Raw genomic sequence first — 21,976 nt, 5'->3', positions numbered from 1 at the left:
GAAAGAGGCTTTGTAATGAGTTCGATTAAAACTGATGTGGTGGTGCTGGGCAGCGGACCTGGCGGTTATACCGCGGCGTTTCGTGCAGCGGATCTGGGTAAGAAAGTGGTTCTCGTTGAACGTTTTGACAGCTTGGGCGGTGTGTGCCTGAATGTGGGATGCATTCCCTCCAAAGCCCTGCTTCACATTGCCAAAGTGGCTGATGAGACGCATGAACTGGCCGATCAGGGCATCAGTTTCGGTGCGCCCAAGCTCGATAATAAGAAAATGGTCACCTGGAAAAATTCCGTGGTGGGCCAATTGACTGGCGGCCTTAAAGCATTGGCTAAACAGCGCAAGGTCGAGGTTATTACTGGCGTGGGTCAATTCTCCGGGACGCATGAAGTCACTGTCGCCGGGAAAGAGGGCAATACCACCATTTCTTTTGAAAATGCCGTCATTGCTGTGGGCAGTGAGTCCATTAAATTGCCTTTTGTGCCTGAGGATCCACGCATTTTCAGTTCCACAGGGGCTTTGGAATTATCTGACATCAAGGGGGATCTCCTGGTGTTGGGCGGCGGTATTATTGGTCTTGAAATGGCCACGGTTTACTCCTCCCTGGGCGTTAAGGTGACTGTCGTTGAATTTATGGATCAATTGATGCCAGGCGCCGATGCGGATTTAGTCACTGTGCTGCAGAAACGCATGACTAAAAAAGGCGTCACCTTCCTGCTCAAAACCAAGGTGACTGCGGTTGAAGCCAAAAAAGACGGTATTTACGTCAGCATGGAAGGGGAACATGGCACGGACAAACCCCTGCGCTTCCAGCAGGTGCTGCTGTCGGTCGGACGCAGACCCAATGGCGGAACCATCGCTGCTGAAAAAGCCGGTGTTGCGGTGGATGAGCGAGGCTTCATTAAGGTCGATAAGCAAATGCGCACCAATGTCCCCCACATTTTTGCCATTGGCGATGTGGTTGGACAACCCATGCTGGCGCACAAGGCTATCCCGGAAGGGCGGGTGGCTGCAGAAGTCATTGCCGGCATGAAGCACTATTTTGATCCCAAATGCATTCCAAGTGTGGCCTATACCGATCCAGAAGTCGCCTGGACTGGCTTGACTGAAAAAGAAGCCAAAGAGAAAGGCATAGCCTATGAAAAAGCCACGTTTCCCTGGATGGCCAGCGGCCGTGCCTTGAGCATGGGGCGTGGGGAAGGGATGACCAAGCTGTTATTCTGTCCTGAAACCAATCGCATTCTGGGGGCTGGGATCGTCGGGGTCAATGCCGGTGATTTAATTACCGAAGCCTCGTTGGCCATTGAGATGGAATGTGATGTGGAAGACATCGCGTTAACCATTCATCCGCATCCAACCCTGTCTGAGACCATCATGTTATCGTCCGAAGCATTCGAAGGCACGATTACTGATTTGTACCTGCCCAAGAAAAAGAAAAAATAAATGCTGTACTGACTGCTTGCCTGAATACCAGGCAAGCAGCGCCTTTCCCTTCGGTTACAAAACCGTGCAAAGCGAGTATAATCAGAGAAACCTCTTTTATTTCCACCAATTGCCAATGCCAGGGTAGCCATGCTTAAAGTACGTCCCATGCAGGTCAGTGATATTGACAGGGTATATACCATCGAGCTCGCAGCGCACCGGGCCCCATGGAGCCGTGATATTCTGAGGGATTGTGTGCTCGTCGGATACAACTGTCAGGTATTGGAATTGCATGAATCCGTGGCGCAGGTTGTGGCTTATATTATTTGCCGGCACAGCTATGGCGTTTGTCATATCTTAAATCTGTGCGTTGAAAATAGCCAACAGGGCAAGGGGTATGGCCGGTTTTTACTCGAAAAGCTGTTGAGTTCGCTTAATCAGTCCATGACGACCACGGTGATGCTGGAAGTCAGGCCCAGCAACAAAATTGCCATTGCACTTTATGAAAGTCTTGGGTTTAAAATCGACACGGTTAAAAAGGGATATTACCGTGACGAAAACGGTGAAGAAGAAGATGCGTTACTGCTTAAAAAACAGCTTAATCCAGAAGGTTCATGCCCTTAGTAACGTGGATTTAGGTTTCATAACCGGGAAACAGCGGCCATCCTTAGCCGCTTAGTCTAATAATCAGGCGGATAACACGTCGTTGCTTTGCGAAGCCGACGAGGCCTGGCGTTCACGGTATGAAAGCATCAAAAAGCCCAGAATGGCAATCCCCAGACTCGCCGGGATAATCCCCACGCCGTAAATCAGGGCCTGCGCTGTTTTGGCGCCGCCAAAAGCCTGAATGATCATGCCGATGGTTGAATGAAAGGCATAACCAAAACTCATGATGATCATATTGGCGACGGCCGTCGTTAAGCCGGCAATCTGTTCGGGGACATAGGTGGATGCCTTATAAATCGCCAGGATCTGGTAGGCGCAGCAAACGCCAACGGCAATAAAACTGGCCACCAGACTGACGGAGGTGAGGTAACCGCCAATCATCAGCATAAAACAAAAAAACATCACCAGGCCTGCGCCAATGATCACACCCAGGTAATTACCGCTCTTTTCACCCATTAAACTCAAAAAGGGCGCTCCAAAGCACATGCCTAAAAAAATCATGGAGGTGATGTAGCTTGAGCTTTCATGGCTTAAGCCATAAATCTGTTGCAGGAAGGCAGCACCCCAGACATCGGCGAATCCTTCCAGCGGCCCGACCATGAGCCCTGCGAGCAGGCATAAGGTGATTACTTTCCTGTTGGTAACGACGGCTTTGATATCCGACATGACCTTGTTTTTATTCGGTTTTTGCAGATCAGGGATAATAAAATAGGTTATCAATGCCAGAGCAAAACCAAACACACAGAACAGTTTAATCACGGCCTGATAGCCCCACTGATCACAAAGGGCGCTGACTGGCCCGCCGCCATAAATCGCACCGATCAAACCAATGGTCACAGACAGGCTCAGCAATCGGGTGAAACGTTGTTCGTCAAAGGCCATACGAATGATTTTAAAAATACCGAGGATGGCCGCTGAAGAACCCATGCCGATTAATGCCCGGCCAATGACAGGGTATATCCAGTGCTCTGAAAAAATAATAGGCATGAGTCCGGCGACGGTGAGCAGTATACATCCAGTCATTACTTTACGCGGCCCGAAGCGGTCGAGCAGAATGCCTAAGGGTAAATGCATCAGGGAATAGCCAATGTAGTAAACGCCTGAAAATTGACCAAATACTGCACTGTCGATATGAAACTGACGGGTAAAATCCTCGAGCATGATGTTCGGCATGACTCGCAGGATGTATTGATAAGCATAAAAAATTGAGGCGGTGGCCCACATAATCCAGGCTGCAAAACGTGTAGTAGACATCATCATTACTCATTATTTAAATTGAAAGAACGACCTTGATTCAAGGGAGGTCAGCAAAAATAGAATGTGTGATTAAGTATTGTCCGCCTTAGCGGAGGAGGAGAGTAAGACGATTTGCACAGATTGCAGGTTTGGTAAAATAATCCATCACAACACCAATGGGAGTAAAAATAATTTACAATGAATACATGTTATGGCCAATGGTGGGGATTGTCAATAGCTAACGTGAAACGGTTGTGTTTTGCTAAGCCAACCTGGATAACCCGGTCAAGCCCTTATCCCAGAGGGAACGGGCAGGCAGCGAATTGACTTAATTCAACACGAGTACGGGATAATATGGTATTCTCTATGGATTATACTTTTTATTATTAATAATAATGCGGTGGTTAAAAAACACACTCACCCTTATTTACTCCTATCTGGTCAGGCAAACGGAAGAAGCCAGTCATCAGATCACCTTGTTTGGTATCGTGATGATGATCAACTACCCGCTTTTTGGGGTGTTTTGGAAGCTTGAGAGTTTTCAGCTGACGGAGGAGTTTTTTTTGCGCTTGATTGCTACGACGCTGTGCGCATTATTAGCCTTCAATAAATTCTGGCCTGCTTCATTATTAAGAATTCTACCCGTATTCTGGTACGTGACCCTGCTTTTCTGCCTCCCCTTTTTCTTTTGCTATCTGACCTTATTGAATCATGGAACAACCCTTTGGCTGATGAACTGTGTCTCGGCTATTTTTTTCCTATTGCTGGTAACCAGTGCTTTGGGTGCACTAATTCTGCTGCTTTTAGGGGTGGGGTTGGCTTTTTTCTGCTTCTTTCAACTCTCTACAAATGTGTTTGAGTATATACCGGGTAATTTATCGGTCTTTGGTTTGACCATTACCTATTCTGCAGCAATCCTTATTGGCGCGCTGTTTGCCCGTGACAGGGAAATTATTCAGGCAGGAAGGTTATCCGGTCTTCGCTTGCTGGCAGGGAGTATTGCCCATGACCTGCGCACCCCATTGGCCAGTATTCATTTGCAGGCGGAACTGCAGGAGTTGCTGCTCGCCAAGTTGAATAATCCCGAAATTCAAAAAGACATGAAGGAAAACCTCAACAAGATTACTCGCGGTATCGAGATGGGCAATCAGCTAATCAGTATGCAGCTTAATAATATTAAACGGGAGAAGTTTGATACAAGCGCTTTCGCTATCCACCCTGTGGCCGTTTTGCTTAAAAAAACGCTGGAGGACTATCCTCTCAAGGACGAGCAAAAGGCATTGATTCATTGCGATTACGATCATAATTTTCAGGTTTGGATAGAGGAAGTGGCTTTTAAAAACCTTATCTGGAACCTGTTAAAAAATAGCTTTGAATACATTGACGAATCCGGTAAAGGCCAGATTTTCATCTGGTTGGAGAAAGGAGGCGAGAAGGATGATTTTAATTACCTGCACGTAAAGGATACGGCAAAAGGGTTATACACCAAGAATACGGAAAAAATCTTTGATTTTTTTTACTCCGATCGCAAAGACGGGACCGGAGTCGGGTTGGCCTATTGTAAATTACTGATGCAGGCTGCGGGAGGAGACATTCAATGTAAAGGAAAAATGAATGAATTTGCCCATTTTATTGTTAAATTCCCTAAAATTGACTAAGCAACAACCGCTTCAGAACGCGCCACTGAAAAGATGGCGTCTGACAAGTTTGACCACATCTGCCGCTGATGAGTATAAATAAATTCAAACGCGTTTTTTACTTTACTCTGATCAGTTTCCCATATGGGGAATAATAAATCGAGCACCGAATCAAAATGGGTCACATGGACATGGACGTTAAAAAAGGCCATGCCTTGTTGTGAAATGTGCAGTGATTTAGCCAGATTGACCAAAAGAGGGTAATCCAGGTTATCAAGGCGTTCGTAAGCGGCAAAAGCAGCGATACGCTCTTCTTCGCTATGGCAGGTAAGCCATTGTAAATGTTTTTTGTTGAATTCACGGGCAAAGGGCAGATAGAAGGCTTCCGAAAGCATTTCCTCATGAATATTGACCTGGCACTCCGTGGCGAAACGCTCATAAAGCAGTTCATGAGAAAAACGGGTGCCAATGCCTATTTCTTCATGGATATTATTCAATACAACCTGCTTCATTTGCTCGTTGGATGAAAAATTGGCCAAGTACCACATAAAATTAATAAAATGACCCCGCAAATGGTAAAAGATGGCCGCAAAATGCTGCTTTTGTTGCGTATTCCAATGTTGCGTTTGGTTGGAGTCAAATAAGGGAATAGTATCCAGGGAAGCGCGATACATTGAATCGGAATGCGCCAAAAATTCCTGCAGTGACGCAGGCGTTGCTATGGAATTATTGTTAGGCATAACACGTTCTTCTACTAAAAGAGAGATGAAATGAGAATTCAAAAAATTCTACCATATGAACAAAAATTAATCAAATAGACTGGCTGTATTATTTAAAAAAATGAAGACTAAACTTCTATTTGTTGCTTATTTCATCACATTTCAACACTGAATTAAAGGCATCTTTTTGAATAAGGTAGTCTTTACCTCATTTTCTTCGACCTCTCTTTTTTGCGTATATACTTAGAAAGTAGTAAAGGCGACACTAAGCAGGAGCCCGCAATGATCAATCCCTTAACCTATACCCCTAAAGGCGACAAGCAAAACACGGATTATTTTAATGAATACCGCATGAAAATCTACGAGCGGCGTCAAACGGCAGGGTTGCAGGATTTATACGGTGACATGTGCGCGGTGGTCATTCAGGTGCAGACGGGTGATGCGTTGGGTTATTTGAAAGAGCTCTACCTCATGACGCCTTACCGTTATCAGGCCAGTTACATCAGTGATACCCATAAAATTTATTGTCTGGTGAATACGACTGAATCGCCCGTTTTAATTATTCTCGAACCGCTGGATCCCAATTTTCGCGATGACATTACCCGCATCAATAAAATGTACCCCAACTCACGCGAAAAATTTAATGCGCGCTACGTGGGTGAACTGTTTAAGACAAAAAATCAGCAGGAAACCAGGGACATTCTTCAATCCCAGGGGTTTCATTTTTGCGATCCGGCCACCACTGAAAATCCATTTTATTGCAATGGCCATTTTGCCTTTACCAAACTGTCTGATTACTCATTCAATGCGTTAGGTTATACCGATGCTAATATTTTTGACTTTGAAAGCCTTAATCTCGGGCAACCCTTTAAGTTGACCAAGGCACAGCAGCAAGCACTCGACAGCGTGGATCAACTCAGTATCGACAAGGGCATTAAACCCTTGTTAAAAGGCATTGATCACATGGCGACCCGTATTCTTGCCGGGGAACGTGAAGATGCGATTTTGGAGCTGTTATGCCTGTCGAATTATTATTTTTGGGGGGCTTACAACATCAGCGATATGAATTCATCCACCAATGTTAACCGCACCGCGCATGGCCAGGACATTAAATCGCCGGCCAAGGTATTTACGGCCAATAATACGCCTTTTATGGTGAATTCCTTCGAGGGTTTGCCCATGCCCACGGAGAATTTTGTCAGGAATTATGGCCGCCGCATGCACCATATTGCCATTGAAGTGATCGATGGTGATCACCCCTCCGGCCTTAAGAACATTGATTACGTGGTGAATACCCTGCAGAATGAGTTGTCCATTCCCTTTCTTGCTCAGGTTTTCGGTTCCTGCGGTACGGAGCCGGATTTAAAGCAGATTTTCTCCAAACATTCGCCGTACTCCATCCTGATTACCGAATACGTCGAGCGCTGCCATCAGTTTGACGGGTTTTTTACCCGTGAAAATGTCGCGGCCCTGACAGAAGCCGCCAGCCTGGATGAAGCAGTCCAGCAGCACAGTAAGAAACATGGCCTGGTAGGGGACTAACGCCGCTTAGCACGGCGATGACGGTACCTGTTGAAGAGGGCGATTGTCTTTAAGATTGGGAAAATCAATCTCATTCAAATCATGCAATAAACCATTCAGTTTTCTTTCCGAGTGGGTTTTCGGCCCTTTGAAAAAGGCAAAGCAGCCGCCTGCTCTGGTGTTGAGGTAGGCCAGGGCGTCGACGACGTATCGGTTTACGCCGCGATGGTTGGCTAATTCAGTACGAGCGTCACGAATCAGACCTTCGTAGGCTTCCTTTAAGGCGTCAATGTCTTGAATCGTCCCCTCGTCAAAATAGTCGCGTCGTAATTGCTGCAAGTCATTGCACAGCTTATTCGCAATGTCACTCGCCTTGACGTAGCGGGGGTTGGTTTTTGCCCTGTCGGCGAGAATGGTTTGCTGGGCGCGCATTTTTTTAATGGCAAAATCAAACAAATCAGCGGCTAACCACACGCTGTTGCCATCAATCACTTTCGTTTTCAGGGCAAGCGAAAGCGCTTCTTGCCGGCTTTTTTTATTTTTTTCTTTCAACTCGCGGGCTTCTTTGGTTTCTATGGCCATCGCTTTGTAGTTTTGTTGAATTTCCGCATTGCCTTGGGCCGTTTGAATGTGTTGTCTTACTTTTGACTTGCATAAGGTATACTGCTCGTGCTTTTGTTCGATTAATTTACAGAGTTTATCCAGCAAGAGTATTTTATTTTCAATGATGCCGCAACGCGTTGGATTGGTGCTGACTAAGGGATAGTATAACTCCAGGCTGGTGACAATCGCGCTGATGAGCGCCTGGGCGCGGCCTAGAGCTAGACGCAGATCATAATCAAACCGAGTGATTTCCAGAATAAAATTTTTCAGTTCACTGGCTGTGGTGATGGGCATAAGCGTCTCCCCGACAAAAGGATCATAATTGTCAAAGAGGGAGTTTAAATTGTCCGTTTCAAAAGCCAGATCAGAATAGAATTTATTAAATAACCGGGTAATTTTCTTCTCAGGCAGGGGGGCGGGAGCCTGGGTCGCGAGATAAGTCCGCATTAGTTTGAGCTCGCTATCCAGTTCTCGTTGTGCGGCTGCTTCCGCTTGTTTGGCTTTATTCAGCATGTTGGTCTGATGAAGAGGCACTTCAATGTAAGTTGGCCTGTGGATGAGCTCCTGTGGACTCCAATGGGCGGCGGGGTGGATGGTTTTGAGTTTTCCCAGTGCAGTTATTCGTGTTTTTAACGCATGGATTTGTTCGGGAATGGTTTCTTTCATATTCAACTCCTTGTGAATAAAAAAATAACAAGATAATTTCACGCGGAGCAGGGATTTACAAGAGGAATTGTAAGAAAATCAATGAAAAATCAAATGCGTTTAGCCAATTGTTCCAGAAGCAGGATTAAGCTCACAATCAAGGTGAATTTTATGCCAATGCCCACGTATTTTTTTCGGGATAAAGCGGCAAGGTAGGCCAGCGGGTGACGTTTGATTAAATCGAGCAACAGGATACGGGTGACAGGGCTTGGAGTCCCGCGATGAGGAATTTCATGAATGGTGATGTTAGGATTAAAATTGCCTTCGAGAATAAGCCATCGGGTGTGATCAAACGATTGATTAATGTCTTCACATAACACATCAAATCCGACAAACTGCAGGCCTAAGGTTTTGGCTGCTTTCACCAGCAGGCGTGCATTGCGGGGATGGATTTTTTTGCCATGGGAAACGATATCGCCGCCGCGCCCGGTGTTGACGGTATGGCACAAATGAACTGTTTGTCCTGCCGCGGGAATGCTTTCCAGTGTTAAGCCCTGTTCAGTCAGGCATTGCCGGTATTCCTGATCAACCACCAGCGGCGAAATGGTTAATTTATCGCTTAATTTCTCACGCGCCGCGTTACTGGCGTCAATCAGCTGGGCAAGGGTCTGACGCCCATCGCCCGTTACCCTGGCGCCAAAGCGCTCAACGACGCCAATCACGCGGCGTTTAAACACCAGGACGCGGTATTCTTTAAGGCCCTGATGAAATTCTTCCACCTGCATGGATTTGTGTGTATTTAATTGCTCGTCAAGGTAAGCATAGAGGGTGTCTACGTCTTTAATGTTGCAGAAGACATCACGTCCCCGCACAGTATCCTGAGCCGGCTTGGCGACCAGCGGAAAGCGAAAGTGCTCTATTTTTTGGCAAAGGATCGCTTTGCTGAAATGCTTGGCAAGAAACAAGGCCGCTTTAGGAACTGGAAAACCGGCCCTGTCGAGCAAATAATTGGCTAAATACTTGTGTTTGGCAATGTAAATGCTCGCGCCCTGGTTAAACGGGGTGATGGCGGCATGGAAATAATAGCAACGGCGGCTGAGCTTGATGTTCAGTATATTCAGTTCCGGCTGGAATACCGCCGGCAGTCCCAGCGCTTCGGCTGTTTCTGCGTAAATTCGAATGTTCTTATCCATTATCATGGCCTGATTTGCGATGCTGCTGCCTCCTACCATACCGGATACACCGGGGCCGTGCAAACGGGTTGGCGAATCCTGATTCACTGTGTTGATTTGGTGTTATCAGCAAGTCAGAGTAGAATGGATTTGGAGGAAGTAACCCGTCTTCGTAAGCCCTCGCGAAGTCTTTTTCATTTTAAAAGGAATTAATTATGAAAATGTCACTTGTAGCGTCATTGTTTCTTCTGTCCCCGTTAAGTTTTGCCAACCTGGCAGAACCGCCTAAAGCAGTGATCGATCCGGTTTTTGACGGCCAGGCGGTTGTAAAGCAATACAGCAATTTTCAGGATGTTGCAGGGCATAAGCAAGGGTTTGAGCGGCATCAGCCTTACCCGACTCAGATCGTACGTGTTCAGGGTGCGCTCAGCGGTGAACGCCATTGCGAGGCAATAATCCAGGACATTGAAGATTTTTTCGTGTCAAAAATTACCTATGAAAAATTTTTATACAACACTCTGGTTTTCTGCGGTTATGATCCCAAGACCGAGTATGCAGTACATTTCGCCATCAACAGTTATTTTGATCCCTTAAACGACGGCGCCATTTATTACCTTGAAAATTACCTGCGTTCACACAATGGCCAGGATTTACTGGGTGTTCCTTTTGAGGTGGAATCCGCAACGGGTGTCGCGGTGTCGCTTAACATTGATGCGGGGGTTTTGAATCATCGCAATGACAGCAGGCTACTGCGTTATCGACATGACAACCAGAGCCATTATTTCGCCAGCAACTATGATCTGATGAATGAGTTGACTCATGACATTTATGAACGCTTTTATTCCAACGATCCGGGTTTGATCCTGCCGTTCATCAATCGCTGGTTCTATGCTTTTGCCGACCGGACCTATTCGGGGGTGCTAAGCCATGCCAACTACGTGGAACTGCAGCCGGAACTTCTGTTTTTGATGGAGAAGGCGCCGAAGGTCTATACTTCACCCTTGCGGATGTACTTTGGTCATCACTGCACCAAATACGACAACAAACATTGTTTATAACCCTGTCCCGGGCCTCAGTGCCCGGGCGTTATTGTGAGGAAATCATGTCAAATCAGGAATGGCCGGCATCAGACTATGCCATCGGCTCCTTTATCCAAGCCACCATCGCCGACACGTTTTTACCTCAGTTAGAAATCAAACCGCAAGATGCGGTGCTGGATATCGGCTGCGGTAACGGCAGTTTCAGTTTAAAAATCATTGAAAAGGTACCCCTCGGCTCTTTTCTGGGTGTCGATGCCTCGGACAACATGTTGGCGCTGGCTAAAGAAACCGCCAGGGATTACCCGAATGCCGACTGGCAACAGGCGGATGTATTGACGTTGCCTTTTGAGACGGCGTTTGATTACATTGTGTCTTTCTGGTGTCTGCAATGGGCAAGCGACATCAAACGGGCATTCGCTAATATCACCCGGGCGCTTAAACCAGGAGGCCGGTTTTTCACGCTGTTCCCTACCGGGGATGATCCCTTCATGTGGACGTTTAACAGTGTCAGGGATTCAGGGCAGTTTGCTTCCCTGCGCGAATTCAAGCCCCCTGTGGATTACTCCCGACTTCATGAGGGCATGGAGCATCTCCGTGATTTGCCGCTTAAAACAGTGCACATTCAACGCGTCGGCGAAGCCTTGACATTACCTTCATTAGACACCTTCCGTAAATTTGTAAACGGCATCCCTTTCTTCCATGGGCAAATTGAGCCTGACGAAATCAAACGCATCAATGAAGCCATGGTGCAAACCTATGCCGAAAAAGTGAAAGAGCAGTACCAGGGGGATTACCTTTTTAAATTGTCGGTGTTTGTTGTGACCGGGGAAAAATAACCCCGGCCATTGTCGGGCGGATTTAGAATTTTTCTGCTGTGGCCAAATCCCAGTATTTTTTATAGCTTGGCGGGATATCCGACCCTAAAAGCTGGCCCGGTTTTAAATAGTCATAGATTTCACAGAAGGATTTCACGGATTCTTCGCTGACACGGCGCATCAGAAAGTCCGGTTTTAAGTCGCTGGGATTGGAAAGACCCATGGCTCCCACCATTTCCAGAAAACTTTTCATGGTGTTGCGATGGTAATTGACGACACGCTGCTTTTTAACATCCACAACCAGGCCGCGTTGCAGGCGCTCATTCTGGGTTGCAACCCCGGTAGGGCAGGTGTTGGCATTGCATTGTTTGGACTGAATGCAGCCGATAGCCATCATCATGGCCCGCGCGGCATTGCACATGTCGGCGCCCATGGCAATTTTAGCCACCAGATCATAGCCACTGTACACCTTGCCGCTGCAAATGACGCGGATTTTGTCACGCACATTGATGCCGACCAACGCATTGTGCACAAACACCAGTGCCGCTTCCAGGGGTTCGCCGACCCGGTTGGTGTATTCAAGCGGTGCGGCCCCGGTACCGCCTTCGGCACCGTCTACCGTGATGAAATCCGGCAGGATATTGGTTGTCAGCATGGCTTTGCAAATGCTCAGAAATTCTTCTTTACGACCCAGGCACAATTTAAAACCAACCGGCTTTCCCCCGGACAAATCGCGGAGTTTTTTCACAAATTCCAGTAGACCAATTGGCGAATTGAACGCGGTATGTGCTGGAGGAGATAGGACGTCCTCTCCCATTTTCACTTTCCTGACCCGTGCAATCTCCGGTGTCAGCTTGGCGGCAGGCAGAATACCGCCATGCGACGGTTTCGCGCCCTGCGATAATTTGATTTCGATCATTTTGACTTGTTCGCGGTTCGCTTCAATTTTAAACTCGTCTTCACTGAAACGCCCCTGATCATCGCGGCAGCCAAAGTAGGCTGTCCCTAGCTGGAAAATGATATCACCGCCCTGCAGATGGTAGGGGCTTAAACCCCCTTCACCGGTATTATGGGCAAAGCTGCCCAGTTGGGCCCCCTTGTTCAAGGCCATGATGGCATTGGGCGATAACGACCCGTAACTCATGGCTGAAATGTTTAAGCGCGAGGCGCTGTACGGTTTTTTGCAATCGGGTCCGCCCACAATGATGCGCGGTTCGACTTCAGAAACATGCTTGGGTGCCAGCGAATGCAAAACCCAGGTATATCCCACCTGGGTGATTTCGCGTTCAGTGCCGAAAGGAACCGTGTCACGTACATTTTTGGCGCGTTGGTAAATAAGTGATCGTGCCTCGCGGTTGAACGGTCGTTCCGCTTCATTGTCGGCAATGAAATACTGCTGAATTTCCGGGCGGAAAAATTCAAGAAGGTAGCGGGAATGCCCAAGCACCGGGAAATTGCGCAGTATGGTATGCTCTTTCTGGGTAGTGTCGTAAATCCACAGAATGACAATGGGTGTCAATACCGCTAAAAACCAGATGGTATCATGCAGCATCACCAGAAACAGCAGGATGCCTAATAAAACCACTCCAAAACCGATATACCATTGCCGTCGCATCGTTTTCTCTCCTTGAAGCCCTGCCTTGATTATAGGTATATTCCCGTTGATTAAACAATGTGAAATTGACAAACGTGCAAGTCTTTTTAAAATGACAATACATCCGATTGCGGAGCTTCAATTGCCTTACTCAACCACACCCTTGATAAAGATTAATGCCGATGGCCATTACACGCTGTTTCCGGGCGTGACAGTCATTTGCCCCGTCAGGGAGGAAGACGCCACTTTCTGGCAATCCGTTTATCAGGCGTTGGTCGATGATCCCTTGCTTCTGCGTTATTTTTCGCCACTGCCCATGGGCAGTTACCACATGACGGCCATCAACGTGTTTACCCAAGCTAATGAGGGCGGGCAAGGGTGGGACCGGTTTCTGTTGGAGCATCGCCTGTTCTTACAGCGCTTAAAAGCGAGTCTTGATCAGCGGTGCCTAAAGCCGACACTGACCATTGAAAAAATCGTCGTCAGTGATGTCATCCAGCTTTATGGCCATCTGCCGGCGGCCATGCGAGACGCCATCGTGACGCTGGCGCGAGACCATAATCTTGAACATAAAATACCCCGTGTTTTTCACATTACCCTGGCGTATCGTTATCAAACGCCATCCGACGAGCGCCTGCAGACCATTACCCGGCATGTCAGCAACAGGCTGCAAAAACTGCTGCAGCATCACACCGACACCTGGTCGCTTAAGCCCGCTGGATTGTATTGTTTCAACGACATGACGGCCTTTATACCCTGGGAAGAGCAAAACGCTTAGTGAGGGCTGCCGTCATACAGCCCGCAAAGGTAACTGTGGGTAGAATCAGCCAAGGCCTCGAGGTGATAACCGCCTTCAAGAACAGAAATGATGTGGCCCTCACAATAATTTGCGGCAAGATTGGCGAGGGTGTGCCCAAGCCAGTAAAAGTCATCTTCATCCAGATTTAAGCCACCGATGGGGTCCCGCTTATGCGCGTCAAAACCTGCGGAAACAAAAAGAATATCGGGTTTAAATGCCTGCAAGGGCGCAAGGATGCTCTCTTCAAAACGCAGTCGGTATTCTTCGCCGGCTGTTCCGGCTGCAAGCGGTAAGTGGATAATGTTCGGATGATCCCTGACTAGGGGTGTGAACGGGTAAAAAGGGTGTTGAAAAGAAGAACAGAAAAGGACCTCTGGTTTGTCTTTTAAAATGTGCTGAGTGCCATTGCCATGGTGAACGTCAAAGTCAACAATGCCCGCTTTTTTAACCCCGTAATGCTTAAGGGCATAAATGACGCCGCTTGCAATCGTGTTAAAAAAGCAAAACCCCATGGCCTGATTATATTCCGCATGATGCCCTGGGGGTCTGACCAGGCAAAACACTTGCGTGGCTTGCTGCTGATACACTTTATCCACGGCCTGAATAAGGCTGCCGGCAGCGTGCAGGGCAGCATTCAGGGAAAACGGATTCATCAGGGCGTCAGGACCGACCGCTTTGTACCCGTGCACAGGGGAGGCGGCGAACACATGATCAACATGTGCTCTGTCGTGGGTGGCGTAGAGCCATTGACTGTCGATTGGCCTTGCCGTATGCCATTGCAGAGGGAGGGCTGAGGTTTGAAGTTCATCCATAATGGCTTCAATCCGCGCCGGCGATTCGGGATGAAATTGCCCCATGTCATGCAACTGGCAAACGTCATGGGTGATGATATCGATCATGGTTCATGCCTTGCGGTGCTTTTTAAAATTATAGCATTAACCCACCTGCCTAAGCCCAGCCCTGATGTCCGTAGGCTCAAGCTATATCACCTCCGTCAGATAGGCATAGGCTTTGCGTGCATAGTCTAAAGGCGGCGCCTTGGCTGGATCCTGCTCTGCCTCAACAATCATCCACCCCTGATAATTCAATTGCCGCAATTCGTCAACAACGGCCGCAAAATCCAGTTGCCCATCCCCAGGAACGGTAAACACACCCAGACGCACGGCGTCCATGAAACTTAATTCCTGCTGTTGGACCTGATGAAGAATGTGGCTGCGGATGTCTTTTAAATGCACATAACGGATTCGCTGGCCGTGTTTTTTAATCAGGCTGACCGGGTGAATGCCAGCCATTGCGGCGTGTCCGGTATCCAGCAGCAGGGCGACGAGCTCAGGGCTTGTGTGCTGCATCAGGTAATCAATTTCTTGCTCGTGAAACACACCGGTTCCTGCATGGTAATGGTAGGCTATCTGCATATTGAAATCATGGGCTATGCGGCCAATAGTATGTAAGCCCTGGATCAGTTGCTGCCATTGGCTGGCGCTGAATTGCGGTTTATTGTGTCCTAAAATGGGGTGCGGCGTTCCCTGAATGGCGCCGCCGCATTCACAGACATTGACGAATCGGGCGCCTAAGGCACGCATGAAACTTAAATGATCAAGGAAGCGGGACAGGGTGGCATCGTATTGCTCGGCTTCGGTAAAAAAGGTACTGAACCAGGCACTGGCCATTTCAAGGCCTTTTTCAGCCAGCGATTGTTTAAGCACGGCCAGATTCCGGGGATACTTGTTGCCCATTTCCGTGCCGACAAAGCCGGCCTCGGCCATTTCCCGCAGGCATTGTTCAAAGCTGATGTCCCGACCCAGGGATGGATCATCGTCATTGCACCAGTTAATGGGGGCGATGCCGAGTTTAATGGTCATGTGTTGCTCCTTAATAATCTTTAATTGCTTCAAGCTGACGGGTCATTTGTTCGTAGGCTTGTTGCACCTGCGGTGATTTGGATTGAGCCGCTACGCCGACCCGCCACCAGGTGTGATAGCCCTGACTCATGGTTTTAGGCAGAACCGGTAAAACGATGACGCAACTTTGCGTTTCCTGTTTAGCGGCCTGCAGTGCAGAGTTAAACTGTTCATAGCTTTCTGCATAAAAACTTTTTGCCCCCAGGGCCTCGGCATACTGACAAAAATCGATGGTTAAGTACTCACCTGTTAATTGCCCGGATTGCGGATCGCGGTAGCGGAATTCGTTGCCAAATCCCTGGCTGCCATGCGCTTCCTGCAGGTTGCGGATGCACTGATACCCGTGGTTATCAAAGAGGAGAATGGTGATTTTTTTATGCTCCTGAATGCAGGTGATCAATTCGGAATGCATCATCAGGTAACTGCCATCGCCTGCAAGCACATACACCTCACCCGCGCCTCCTTTGGCAAGACGCACCCCCAGCCCGGCGGCGACTTCATAGCCCATGCAGGAATAAGCATATTCCAGATGATAATCCTTAGGTTGTTTGCATTGCCATAAGCGATGCAAATCCCCAGGCAGACTGCCGGCAGCACTGACAATCACATCCTCGGCGGTGACAAATTGATTGAGTTCAGCAAGGACGGCTGTTTGCTCAAGACCGTCTTGGCGTAGCGGCTGGCTTATCCGCGTTAATTCCTTTTCCCAGGCCCGCCGGTAATCGTTAACCTGTTGTTGGTAGGACAGGTCAGTCTGATAATCCTCCAATGCCTGCGACAATTGCTCAAGACCGGTACGCGCATCGGCTTTTAAACTGAGACTGTCCATTTTCAGGCTGTCAAAACGGCTGATATTGAGGTTGATGAATTGGCAGTCTGTCTGCCTGAATCCTGACTTGGATGCGGTGGTAAAATCCTGAAGACGCGATCCGACCACCAGAATGACGTCCGCCTGCGCAGCAAGACGGTTGGCGGCCTCTGAACCCGTAACCCCCATGCCCCCGACATTGAAGGGATGGCTTGCCGAAAGGGCACTTTTACCCGCCTGCGTTTCAGCCACTGCAATGCCGTGTCTGGCAGAAAAATCAGCCAGGGTTGCTGTGGCCAGGGAGTAGTGCACACCGCCTCCGGCAATGAGGAGGGGGCATTTTGCCTGCTTAAGGAGGTTTACGGCTCGCTGCAGGGTGTTCTGAGACAGCGGGGGCCGCTCAATGAACCACTGGCGTTTGTTGAAAAACGACGCAGGGTAATCGTAACATTCCGATTGCACATCCTGCGGCAGGCAGAGGGTCACGGCGCCAGTCTCTGCGGGATCGGTAAGCACACGAAAGGCATTGATGCAGGCCGTCATCAATTGTTCCGGGCGGGAAATCCTGTCCCAGTATCGGCTCACCGGTTTAAAGCAATCATTGACAGACAGCGTGTAGTCATGCGGCATTTCGAGCTGCTGCAACACCGGATCGGGTTGACGGCAACTGAACACGTCCCCGGGTAGAAGCAGCAGGGGAATGCGATTGGTGGTGGCTGTCGCCGCCGCAGTCACCATATTGGTTGCGCCCGGTCCAATCGAGGACGTGCAGGCAAAGATCTTCAAGCGGTTATGCTGTTTGGCAAAGGCAATGGCGGTATGGGCCATGCCCTGTTCATTATGGCCTTGATAATAGGTCAGGCCGCCCGAGTCATATTCCAGGGCTTCGCCAAGGCCTGTGACATTGCCATGCCCAAAAATACCGAAGACGCCCTCGACCAAGCGCTGCTCCACGCCATCCATCACCACGTATTGGTTGGCTAAAAACCGTAAAAGAGCCTGAGCCATGGTTAAACGAATTGTGTTCATCGCGTTTCCTTATTGCTTGTCCTGCCATGATCGCAGCGGCGATCCGGCATGGCGTGTCCACTCGTGTTCGCTCTGGAACGCGGGGGTTAAATAGGGATTATCCGGCTGATGGCGAATAAACCACAGGGTGTACATGGCGTAACCCGGTGCAGTGCAATGCGCGTGCGACTGGCCTTCTGCAATTTGAAACGTGTCGTTGTGTTCGATCCGCAGCACCTCGCGGCCATTTTCGCCGAAGGCAAAGCCCTGGGGTTCGGAAAAGCGGTAGTGATAAATTTCCGGCTGCGGGTGAGCATGTGGTGGATAACTGGACCAGCGGCCCTGAAAGGTAATGATTTCACCCACCACCAGATTCGATTCGGGACGATTGCGTTTGTCAAAGACAGTGCGAACCAGTCGATAAGATGTGTTGTCCAGCAAATCCTTGCCGCGATGATCGCATTCGAGCAGATTGGCCTCATCAAACAACACCGGCGCAAAGGGTTGATCGTTTTCGGTTTCAATCAGCATGATCTCGCAATCGCTTAAGGCATCGACATGCGCCGCTGTGCCGGCCGGGCAGTGAAGAACCAGCGGCAGTTGTGAGAAATAATCCGTGCGTTCGACTTCTTTTTTGAGGGACTGGTAATGGAAAATAACGCGACCAGTCATCAGCAGGGCCGCAAATTCATAGTCGGTGTCAAAATGAAATGTTTGGCCGATTTTTAGTCGAAGTGAACTGAAATTCATGCCCGTGGGCAAGGTGGATTTCTGCATGTCGACAATGCGGTTTAAACCGTCTTTAAATCCCTGAGGTTGTTTAAGCAGGGTTTCAGACGAGGGGGGGGATGTGGGGGTCAATGACTGATGCAGTTTGGCTAATTCATCACTCGCCCAGATTTCAGGATCGTCTGCATAATGGCGGATGAAATAGGTTAATTCAGGCCAGAAGGGGATGGCGGGTGCACAGCCATGGCGAGTGACCACCAGCGCACCGCAGGCATTAGCGTAAGTCATTGCCTGGTCAAAGGATTCGCCTGTCAGCAGTCCGCGCAGCAAACCGGCCATAAAGCCATCGCCAGCGCCTAACACATTGAGGACGGGTACAGGGAACGATTGGCTGCAATAAGGCCTGCTGTCTCTGGCGAAATAAACCTCGCTCCCTTTTTCGCCTCGTTTCATGACAATCGGCGCCTGCGTGAGGCCGCGAATCGTCCGCAGGGCCTTGTGAATGTCCTCGTTGCCTCCGGCAATGCGGATTTCTTCTTCTGTACCCACCACCAGTGCGCAGTGAGGCAGAATCTGCTGATAGGTTTGGGTGACGCGGTGGCTGGTCAGGTAACGGAGTTCGCCATTGCCGCGGTCCGTCAAACCCCACAACACCGGACGGTAATCCAGATCCATGATGACGGCGGTACCGGTTTTTTTTGCCACGCTCACTGCATGGCGGCTGGTGGCAAACATCGAGGACGTCGACAGCCCTGTACCGGTGATGAGCAGGGCTTTTGCCTCAGCGATTCTGTCTTCCTGGACATGTTCAGGTTTTAGCTGCATGTCGGCACAGTCATTGCGATAAAACATCAGCGGGAAATCATGTGGCGGTTTAATTCCCAGTAATACCAAACCGGTTAAATGCTGGCTGGACTCCTGAAGAAGGCTGATGTCCACGCCTTCCCGCACCAGCGTCTTTTTGAGAAAAGTACCCATGTCATCCTTGCCGACGCAGGAAAACATCAGGCTGTTTAGTCCAAGCCTTGCGGCGCCCACGGCAATATTGCCAGCGCAGCCGCCTAAATATTTTCGGAATGTCTGAGCCTCTACCAGACTGCTGCCTATTTGTTCCGCATAGAGATCAACAGCCACACGCCCCATGACAATGACGTCAACGGGGCGATTGTTTTCAACGACAAAATCAGTCTGCGTCATAGCCGCCTCAATCCAGATGAACGGGTAAGCCAGTGATCAGTGATTGCTTTGCAGCACTGGCTATGCGCAGAGCCTGAAGGCCATCCCAGCCTGACACCGGGCTGGGTTTGGTCTCCTGCCAGGCCTCATGGAAAGCCAGCAGTTCCGCAATGAAGGCTTGTTGATAGCGTTCCAGAAAAAAGAATTTGGGGTTGGCGGTGGTGGTTAAATGCTGACGGTAATGCTTTACCGTGTGATTGGTCTGATTATCCGCAAGCAGCATGCCCTGGGAGCCGAACGCCTCGATGCGTTGATCATAGCCATAGACCGCCTGACGGCTGTTGTCAATAACGCCTAAAGCCCCATTGGCAAAGCGAAGCTGAACAATGGCGGTGTCCACGTCCTCACAGGCTTCAAAGTCCGGATCGATTAACACAGCGCCGCTGGCGTAAACTTCCACGACCTCGGAGGACGTTAAAAAACGCGCCATGTCAAAATCATGGATGGTCATGTCCATAAACAAACCGCCGGAGGTGGCGGCATAACCCTTGGGAGGGCATACCGGATCACGGGACGAAATACGTACAATCTGCAGCGAGCCGATATCTCCGGCTTTAATCTGGGCCTGCAGAGTGGAAAAACTGTGATCGAAACGGCGGTTAAAACCCAGTTGCAATAAGGTATTATTCGACTCAATGACGGTTAAGGCGTCTTGAATCGTTTCCTCAGTAAGTCCCATGGGTTTCTCACAAAAAACCGCCTTGCCCGCCGCACTTGCGGCTTTAATCTGCTCAATGTGGAGTGACGAGGGGGATGCAATCAGGATCGCATCAATGTCCTCGCGCTCAAGGAGTTCACGGCTATCCCCGCTGATGGGAATTTGCAGTCCCTGGGCCCAGGACCGGTCTATCGCGGGATCGGCAATGGCGGTTAATTGGAATTGCGGCAGGTGAAATTGAATGTTTTCTGCGTGCAGACGGCCAATGCGTCCAGCGCCAAGGATACCTAGGCGGCAGCGTTTATAAGGTAAATGGGTCATGGTGTTTTTTCCAAAGTAAAGTCAAACGGATTGTTCCTGTACGGCAGCGGCTGGCCGATGTCTCTGATGTTGAAGCCTTTCGTCAGGTTTTCTTCAATTTTTTCAAGACTGACGCCAGAGGTTTCGGGAACAAAATAATAGGTGACGACAAAGGCTGATAAACAAATGATGGAAAAACCAAGAAAAACCGTGCTTTCGCCAACGCGTTCATAGGCCTGTAAAAACGAAATGGATACCGCAAAATTCGCGGCCCACTGCATTAAAGTGGCAAAACTCATGGCCATTCCCCGAACGCCTGAGGGGTAAATTTCGGCGATGAGAACCCAGAATAACGAGCCCAGGCTGATGCAATAGCCAATGACATACAGCGTCATGAACAGCAGCAGCACAAATGGAGAGGGGGCATTGGGTAGTGCAAAGAAAAGGCTTGCCGCCAGAAGGCTTATACAGGCCAGGAACGATCCGCCAAGCAACAAAGACCGGCGCCCATGGCGATCGATAAGACAGGCTGTTACCCCGGTAAAAATGAAATTAATCAGACTGAGCCAGAACGTGGCAAGGATGGCGTTTTTAACGGGCATGAAGCCTGCGTCATGAAAAATCATCGGCCCATAAAACAGGATGGCGTTAATGCCTGAAAACTGTTGGAAAATGCCAAGGCTTACTCCCAGCAGTAGAAGCCCGGCAAGCGGCCGTTTTAACAGAGCCAGAGGATTGACTTGTGAAGCGCACCCTTGTTTTTTTATTTCCTCTAACTCCAGAGACGTTTCTATGGCGTGGGGGCGAATCCGGTTCAAGGCTTCCCGGGCTTTTTCTTCCCCGTGATGTTTCAGTAACCATCGCGGGGAGTGGGGGACAAAAAACAAGCCAAGAAATAACACCAGCGCGGGCAGAATACCGATGGCCAACAACAGCCGCCAACTGGAGGACGAGACATCATGGAGAAAATAACCCAGGAGGTAGGCGGCGGCTTGACCGGAGGTGATGGCAAGGCCATTCATTAACACAAGGGCCCCTCGTTTATTCCTGGGCGCCATCTCAGCAATGTAAAGCGGTGCGGCATAGGAGGCTACGCCAATGCAGAGTCCGATTAAAAGCCGGCCGGCAAGCAGCCCAGTCAGGGTATGAGCGTCCGCACAAATCAGAGTGCCTGCAATAAACAGCAGAGCCACGGCTTTAAGCAGGGAACGGCGGCTGATGCGATCCGCGACAAGACCGCTTAGAGGGATACCGCAAATTGAACCGAGTAAGCTGACACTGACGACCTGTGACCATTGCCAGGTGCTTAAGGATAATTGCACTGAAACCTGATCGTGAATATCCGCGATGACACTGGAATCAAAACCAAAAAGAAAACCGGACAGGCCCGCAATGGCAGCAACGAGTACAACAAAACGATTAATCCCATGGTTCATGGTGATGGCATAAGTCCTTTTAATTTTTCCGCTGCAA

At 49.3% G+C, this 21,976-nt stretch carries 18 protein-coding genes; 7 read left to right on the top strand and 11 right to left on the bottom strand.

The annotated features are described in order from the left end of the window. The first annotated feature begins 15 nt into the window (after positions 1 to 15). Positions 16 to 1,437, top strand: coding sequence for a dihydrolipoyl dehydrogenase (gene lpdA, locus DYE45_RS09090; protein ID WP_108292743.1), 1,422 nt, complete (start codon positions 16 to 18; stop codon positions 1,435 to 1,437). 129 nt (positions 1,438 to 1,566) lie between these two features. Then, positions 1,567 to 2,040, top strand: coding sequence for a ribosomal protein S18-alanine N-acetyltransferase (gene rimI, locus DYE45_RS09085; protein ID WP_242602692.1), 474 nt, complete (start codon positions 1,567 to 1,569; stop codon positions 2,038 to 2,040). Positions 2,041 to 2,103: 63 nt separating this feature from the next. Here the strand turns inward: rimI and DYE45_RS09080 are convergent, their stop codons facing one another. After that, positions 2,104 to 3,336, bottom strand: coding sequence for an MFS transporter (locus DYE45_RS09080; protein ID WP_108292897.1), 1,233 nt, complete (start codon positions 3,334 to 3,336; stop codon positions 2,104 to 2,106). A 377-nt stretch (positions 3,337 to 3,713) separates the two neighbouring features. On the opposite strand from DYE45_RS09080, the gene DYE45_RS09075 reads away from it, so the two are divergent. Beyond that, positions 3,714 to 4,976, top strand: coding sequence for an ATP-binding protein (locus tag DYE45_RS09075; RefSeq protein ID WP_108292741.1), 1,263 nt, complete (start codon positions 3,714 to 3,716; stop codon positions 4,974 to 4,976). On the opposite strand, the gene DYE45_RS09070 is transcribed toward DYE45_RS09075, so the two are convergent. Then, entirely contained in the window at positions 4,973 to 5,695 is a 723-nt protein-coding gene (locus DYE45_RS09070) for an iron-containing redox enzyme family protein (protein WP_108292739.1), read from the bottom strand. The genes DYE45_RS09075 and DYE45_RS09070 overlap by 4 nt on opposite strands. Positions 5,696 to 5,956: 261 nt before the next feature. Here DYE45_RS09070 and DYE45_RS09065 point away from each other — a divergent pair, with 261 nt between their 5' ends. After that, complete coding sequence (locus DYE45_RS09065) at positions 5,957 to 7,216, top strand: hypothetical protein (RefSeq protein WP_108292737.1); 1,260 nt, start codon at positions 5,957 to 5,959, stop codon at positions 7,214 to 7,216. A gap of 6 nt (positions 7,217 to 7,222) precedes the next feature. Here DYE45_RS09065 and DYE45_RS09060 read toward each other — a convergent pair whose 3' ends face one another. Then, positions 7,223 to 8,464 carry a hypothetical protein gene (locus DYE45_RS09060; RefSeq protein ID WP_108292735.1) on the bottom strand — a complete coding sequence of 414 codons (1,242 nt, stop codon included), beginning with the start codon at positions 8,462 to 8,464 and terminating at the stop codon, positions 7,223 to 7,225. Positions 8,465 to 8,553: 89 nt separating this feature from the next. Further along, complete coding sequence (locus DYE45_RS09055) at positions 8,554 to 9,723, bottom strand: UDP-N-acetylmuramyl peptide synthase (RefSeq protein WP_108292733.1); 1,170 nt, start codon at positions 9,721 to 9,723, stop codon at positions 8,554 to 8,556. A 107-nt stretch (positions 9,724 to 9,830) separates the two neighbouring features. On the opposite strand from DYE45_RS09055, the gene DYE45_RS09050 reads away from it, so the two are divergent. Both DYE45_RS09050 and DYE45_RS09045 read left to right on the top strand, forming a co-directional pair. Next, positions 9,831 to 10,673 (top strand): Lpg0189 family type II secretion system effector, encoded by an 843-nt coding sequence (locus tag DYE45_RS09050; protein ID WP_108292731.1) that lies wholly within the window; start codon positions 9,831 to 9,833, stop codon positions 10,671 to 10,673. Positions 10,674 to 10,717: 44 nt separating this feature from the next. Then, positions 10,718 to 11,491 carry a class I SAM-dependent methyltransferase gene (locus DYE45_RS09045; protein WP_108292729.1) on the top strand — a complete coding sequence of 258 codons (774 nt, stop codon included), beginning with the start codon at positions 10,718 to 10,720 and terminating at the stop codon, positions 11,489 to 11,491. A gap of 22 nt (positions 11,492 to 11,513) precedes the next feature. Here DYE45_RS09045 and DYE45_RS09040 read toward each other — a convergent pair whose 3' ends face one another. Next, on the bottom strand, positions 11,514 to 13,085 hold the full coding sequence (locus DYE45_RS09040; protein WP_108292727.1) for an FMN-binding glutamate synthase family protein: 1,572 nt from the start codon (positions 13,083 to 13,085) through the stop codon (positions 11,514 to 11,516). Positions 13,086 to 13,176: 91 nt separating this feature from the next. Between DYE45_RS09040 and DYE45_RS09035 the strand changes: the two genes are divergently transcribed. Beyond that, positions 13,177 to 13,842, top strand: coding sequence for a DUF1868 domain-containing protein (locus DYE45_RS09035; RefSeq protein WP_133138186.1), 666 nt, complete (start codon positions 13,177 to 13,179; stop codon positions 13,840 to 13,842). Here DYE45_RS09035 and DYE45_RS09030 read toward each other — a convergent pair. The 6 genes from DYE45_RS09030 to DYE45_RS09005 form a co-directional block, all read right to left on the bottom strand. Beyond that, on the bottom strand, positions 13,839 to 14,762 hold the full coding sequence (locus DYE45_RS09030) for a histone deacetylase family protein (RefSeq protein ID WP_108292723.1): 924 nt from the start codon (positions 14,760 to 14,762) through the stop codon (positions 13,839 to 13,841). The genes DYE45_RS09035 and DYE45_RS09030 overlap by 4 nt on opposite strands. An 81-nt stretch (positions 14,763 to 14,843) precedes the next feature. After that, positions 14,844 to 15,725, bottom strand: a complete 882-nt coding sequence (gene iolE / locus DYE45_RS09025) for a myo-inosose-2 dehydratase (protein WP_115300797.1) — start codon at positions 15,723 to 15,725, stop codon at positions 14,844 to 14,846. A gap of 10 nt (positions 15,726 to 15,735) precedes the next feature. After that, positions 15,736 to 17,601, bottom strand: coding sequence for a 3D-(3,5/4)-trihydroxycyclohexane-1,2-dione acylhydrolase (decyclizing) (gene iolD / locus DYE45_RS09020; protein ID WP_108292719.1), 1,866 nt, complete (start codon positions 17,599 to 17,601; stop codon positions 15,736 to 15,738). A gap of 9 nt (positions 17,602 to 17,610) precedes the next feature. Next, positions 17,611 to 19,506 (bottom strand): 5-dehydro-2-deoxygluconokinase, encoded by a 1,896-nt coding sequence (gene iolC, locus DYE45_RS09015; RefSeq protein ID WP_115300796.1) that lies wholly within the window; start codon positions 19,504 to 19,506, stop codon positions 17,611 to 17,613. Positions 19,507 to 19,513: 7 nt separating this feature from the next. After that, a complete protein-coding gene (iolG, locus tag DYE45_RS09010) occupies positions 19,514 to 20,524 on the bottom strand; it encodes an inositol 2-dehydrogenase (RefSeq protein ID WP_108292715.1) in 1,011 nt (336 codons plus the stop codon). Continuing rightward, the gene (locus DYE45_RS09005; protein ID WP_115300795.1) at positions 20,521 to 21,939 is read right to left on the bottom strand and encodes a sugar porter family MFS transporter; all 1,419 of its coding nucleotides are present in this window, start codon (positions 21,937 to 21,939) and stop codon (positions 20,521 to 20,523) included. Before DYE45_RS09005 ends, iolG begins: the two co-directional genes overlap by 4 nt. Between the last annotated feature and the right edge of the window lie 37 nt (positions 21,940 to 21,976).

The sequence above is a fragment of the Legionella taurinensis genome (assembly GCF_900452865.1).
Classification (GTDB): Bacteria; Pseudomonadota; Gammaproteobacteria; order Legionellales; family Legionellaceae; genus Legionella_C; species Legionella_C taurinensis.
Note: the sequence above shows the minus strand (reverse complement) of the source record. Positions and strands in the feature narration are given on the sequence as shown.

Excerpts from the sequence above, each read along its gene's own strand:
- DYE45_RS09030 (WP_108292723.1), bottom strand. The coding sequence starts at position 14,762 with ATGATCGATATCATCACCCATGACGTTTGCCAGTTGCATGACATGGGG.
- DYE45_RS09060 (WP_108292735.1), bottom strand. The coding sequence starts at position 8,464 with ATGAAAGAAACCATTCCCGAACAAATCCATGCGTTAAAAACACGAATA.
- lpdA (WP_108292743.1), top strand. The coding sequence starts at position 16 with ATGAGTTCGATTAAAACTGATGTGGTGGTGCTGGGCAGCGGACCTGGC.
- rimI (WP_242602692.1), top strand. The coding sequence starts at position 1,567 with ATGCTTAAAGTACGTCCCATGCAGGTCAGTGATATTGACAGGGTATAT.
- iolE (WP_115300797.1), bottom strand. The coding sequence starts at position 15,725 with ATGACCATTAAACTCGGCATCGCCCCCATTAACTGGTGCAATGACGAT.
- DYE45_RS09070 (WP_108292739.1), bottom strand. The coding sequence starts at position 5,695 with ATGCCTAACAATAATTCCATAGCAACGCCTGCGTCACTGCAGGAATTT.
- DYE45_RS09080 (WP_108292897.1), bottom strand. The coding sequence starts at position 3,336 with ATGTCTACTACACGTTTTGCAGCCTGGATTATGTGGGCCACCGCCTCA.
- DYE45_RS09040 (WP_108292727.1), bottom strand. The coding sequence starts at position 13,085 with ATGCGACGGCAATGGTATATCGGTTTTGGAGTGGTTTTATTAGGCATC.
- DYE45_RS09005 (WP_115300795.1), bottom strand. The coding sequence starts at position 21,939 with ATGAACCATGGGATTAATCGTTTTGTTGTACTCGTTGCTGCCATTGCG.
- DYE45_RS09065 (WP_108292737.1), top strand. The coding sequence starts at position 5,957 with ATGATCAATCCCTTAACCTATACCCCTAAAGGCGACAAGCAAAACACG.
- DYE45_RS09050 (WP_108292731.1), top strand. The coding sequence starts at position 9,831 with ATGAAAATGTCACTTGTAGCGTCATTGTTTCTTCTGTCCCCGTTAAGT.
- DYE45_RS09045 (WP_108292729.1), top strand. The coding sequence starts at position 10,718 with ATGTCAAATCAGGAATGGCCGGCATCAGACTATGCCATCGGCTCCTTT.
- iolG (WP_108292715.1), bottom strand. The coding sequence starts at position 20,524 with ATGACCCATTTACCTTATAAACGCTGCCGCCTAGGTATCCTTGGCGCT.
- iolD (WP_108292719.1), bottom strand. The coding sequence starts at position 17,601 with ATGAACACAATTCGTTTAACCATGGCTCAGGCTCTTTTACGGTTTTTA.
- iolC (WP_115300796.1), bottom strand. The coding sequence starts at position 19,506 with ATGACGCAGACTGATTTTGTCGTTGAAAACAATCGCCCCGTTGACGTC.
- DYE45_RS09075 (WP_108292741.1), top strand. The coding sequence starts at position 3,714 with ATGCGGTGGTTAAAAAACACACTCACCCTTATTTACTCCTATCTGGTC.
- DYE45_RS09035 (WP_133138186.1), top strand. The coding sequence starts at position 13,177 with ATGACAATACATCCGATTGCGGAGCTTCAATTGCCTTACTCAACCACA.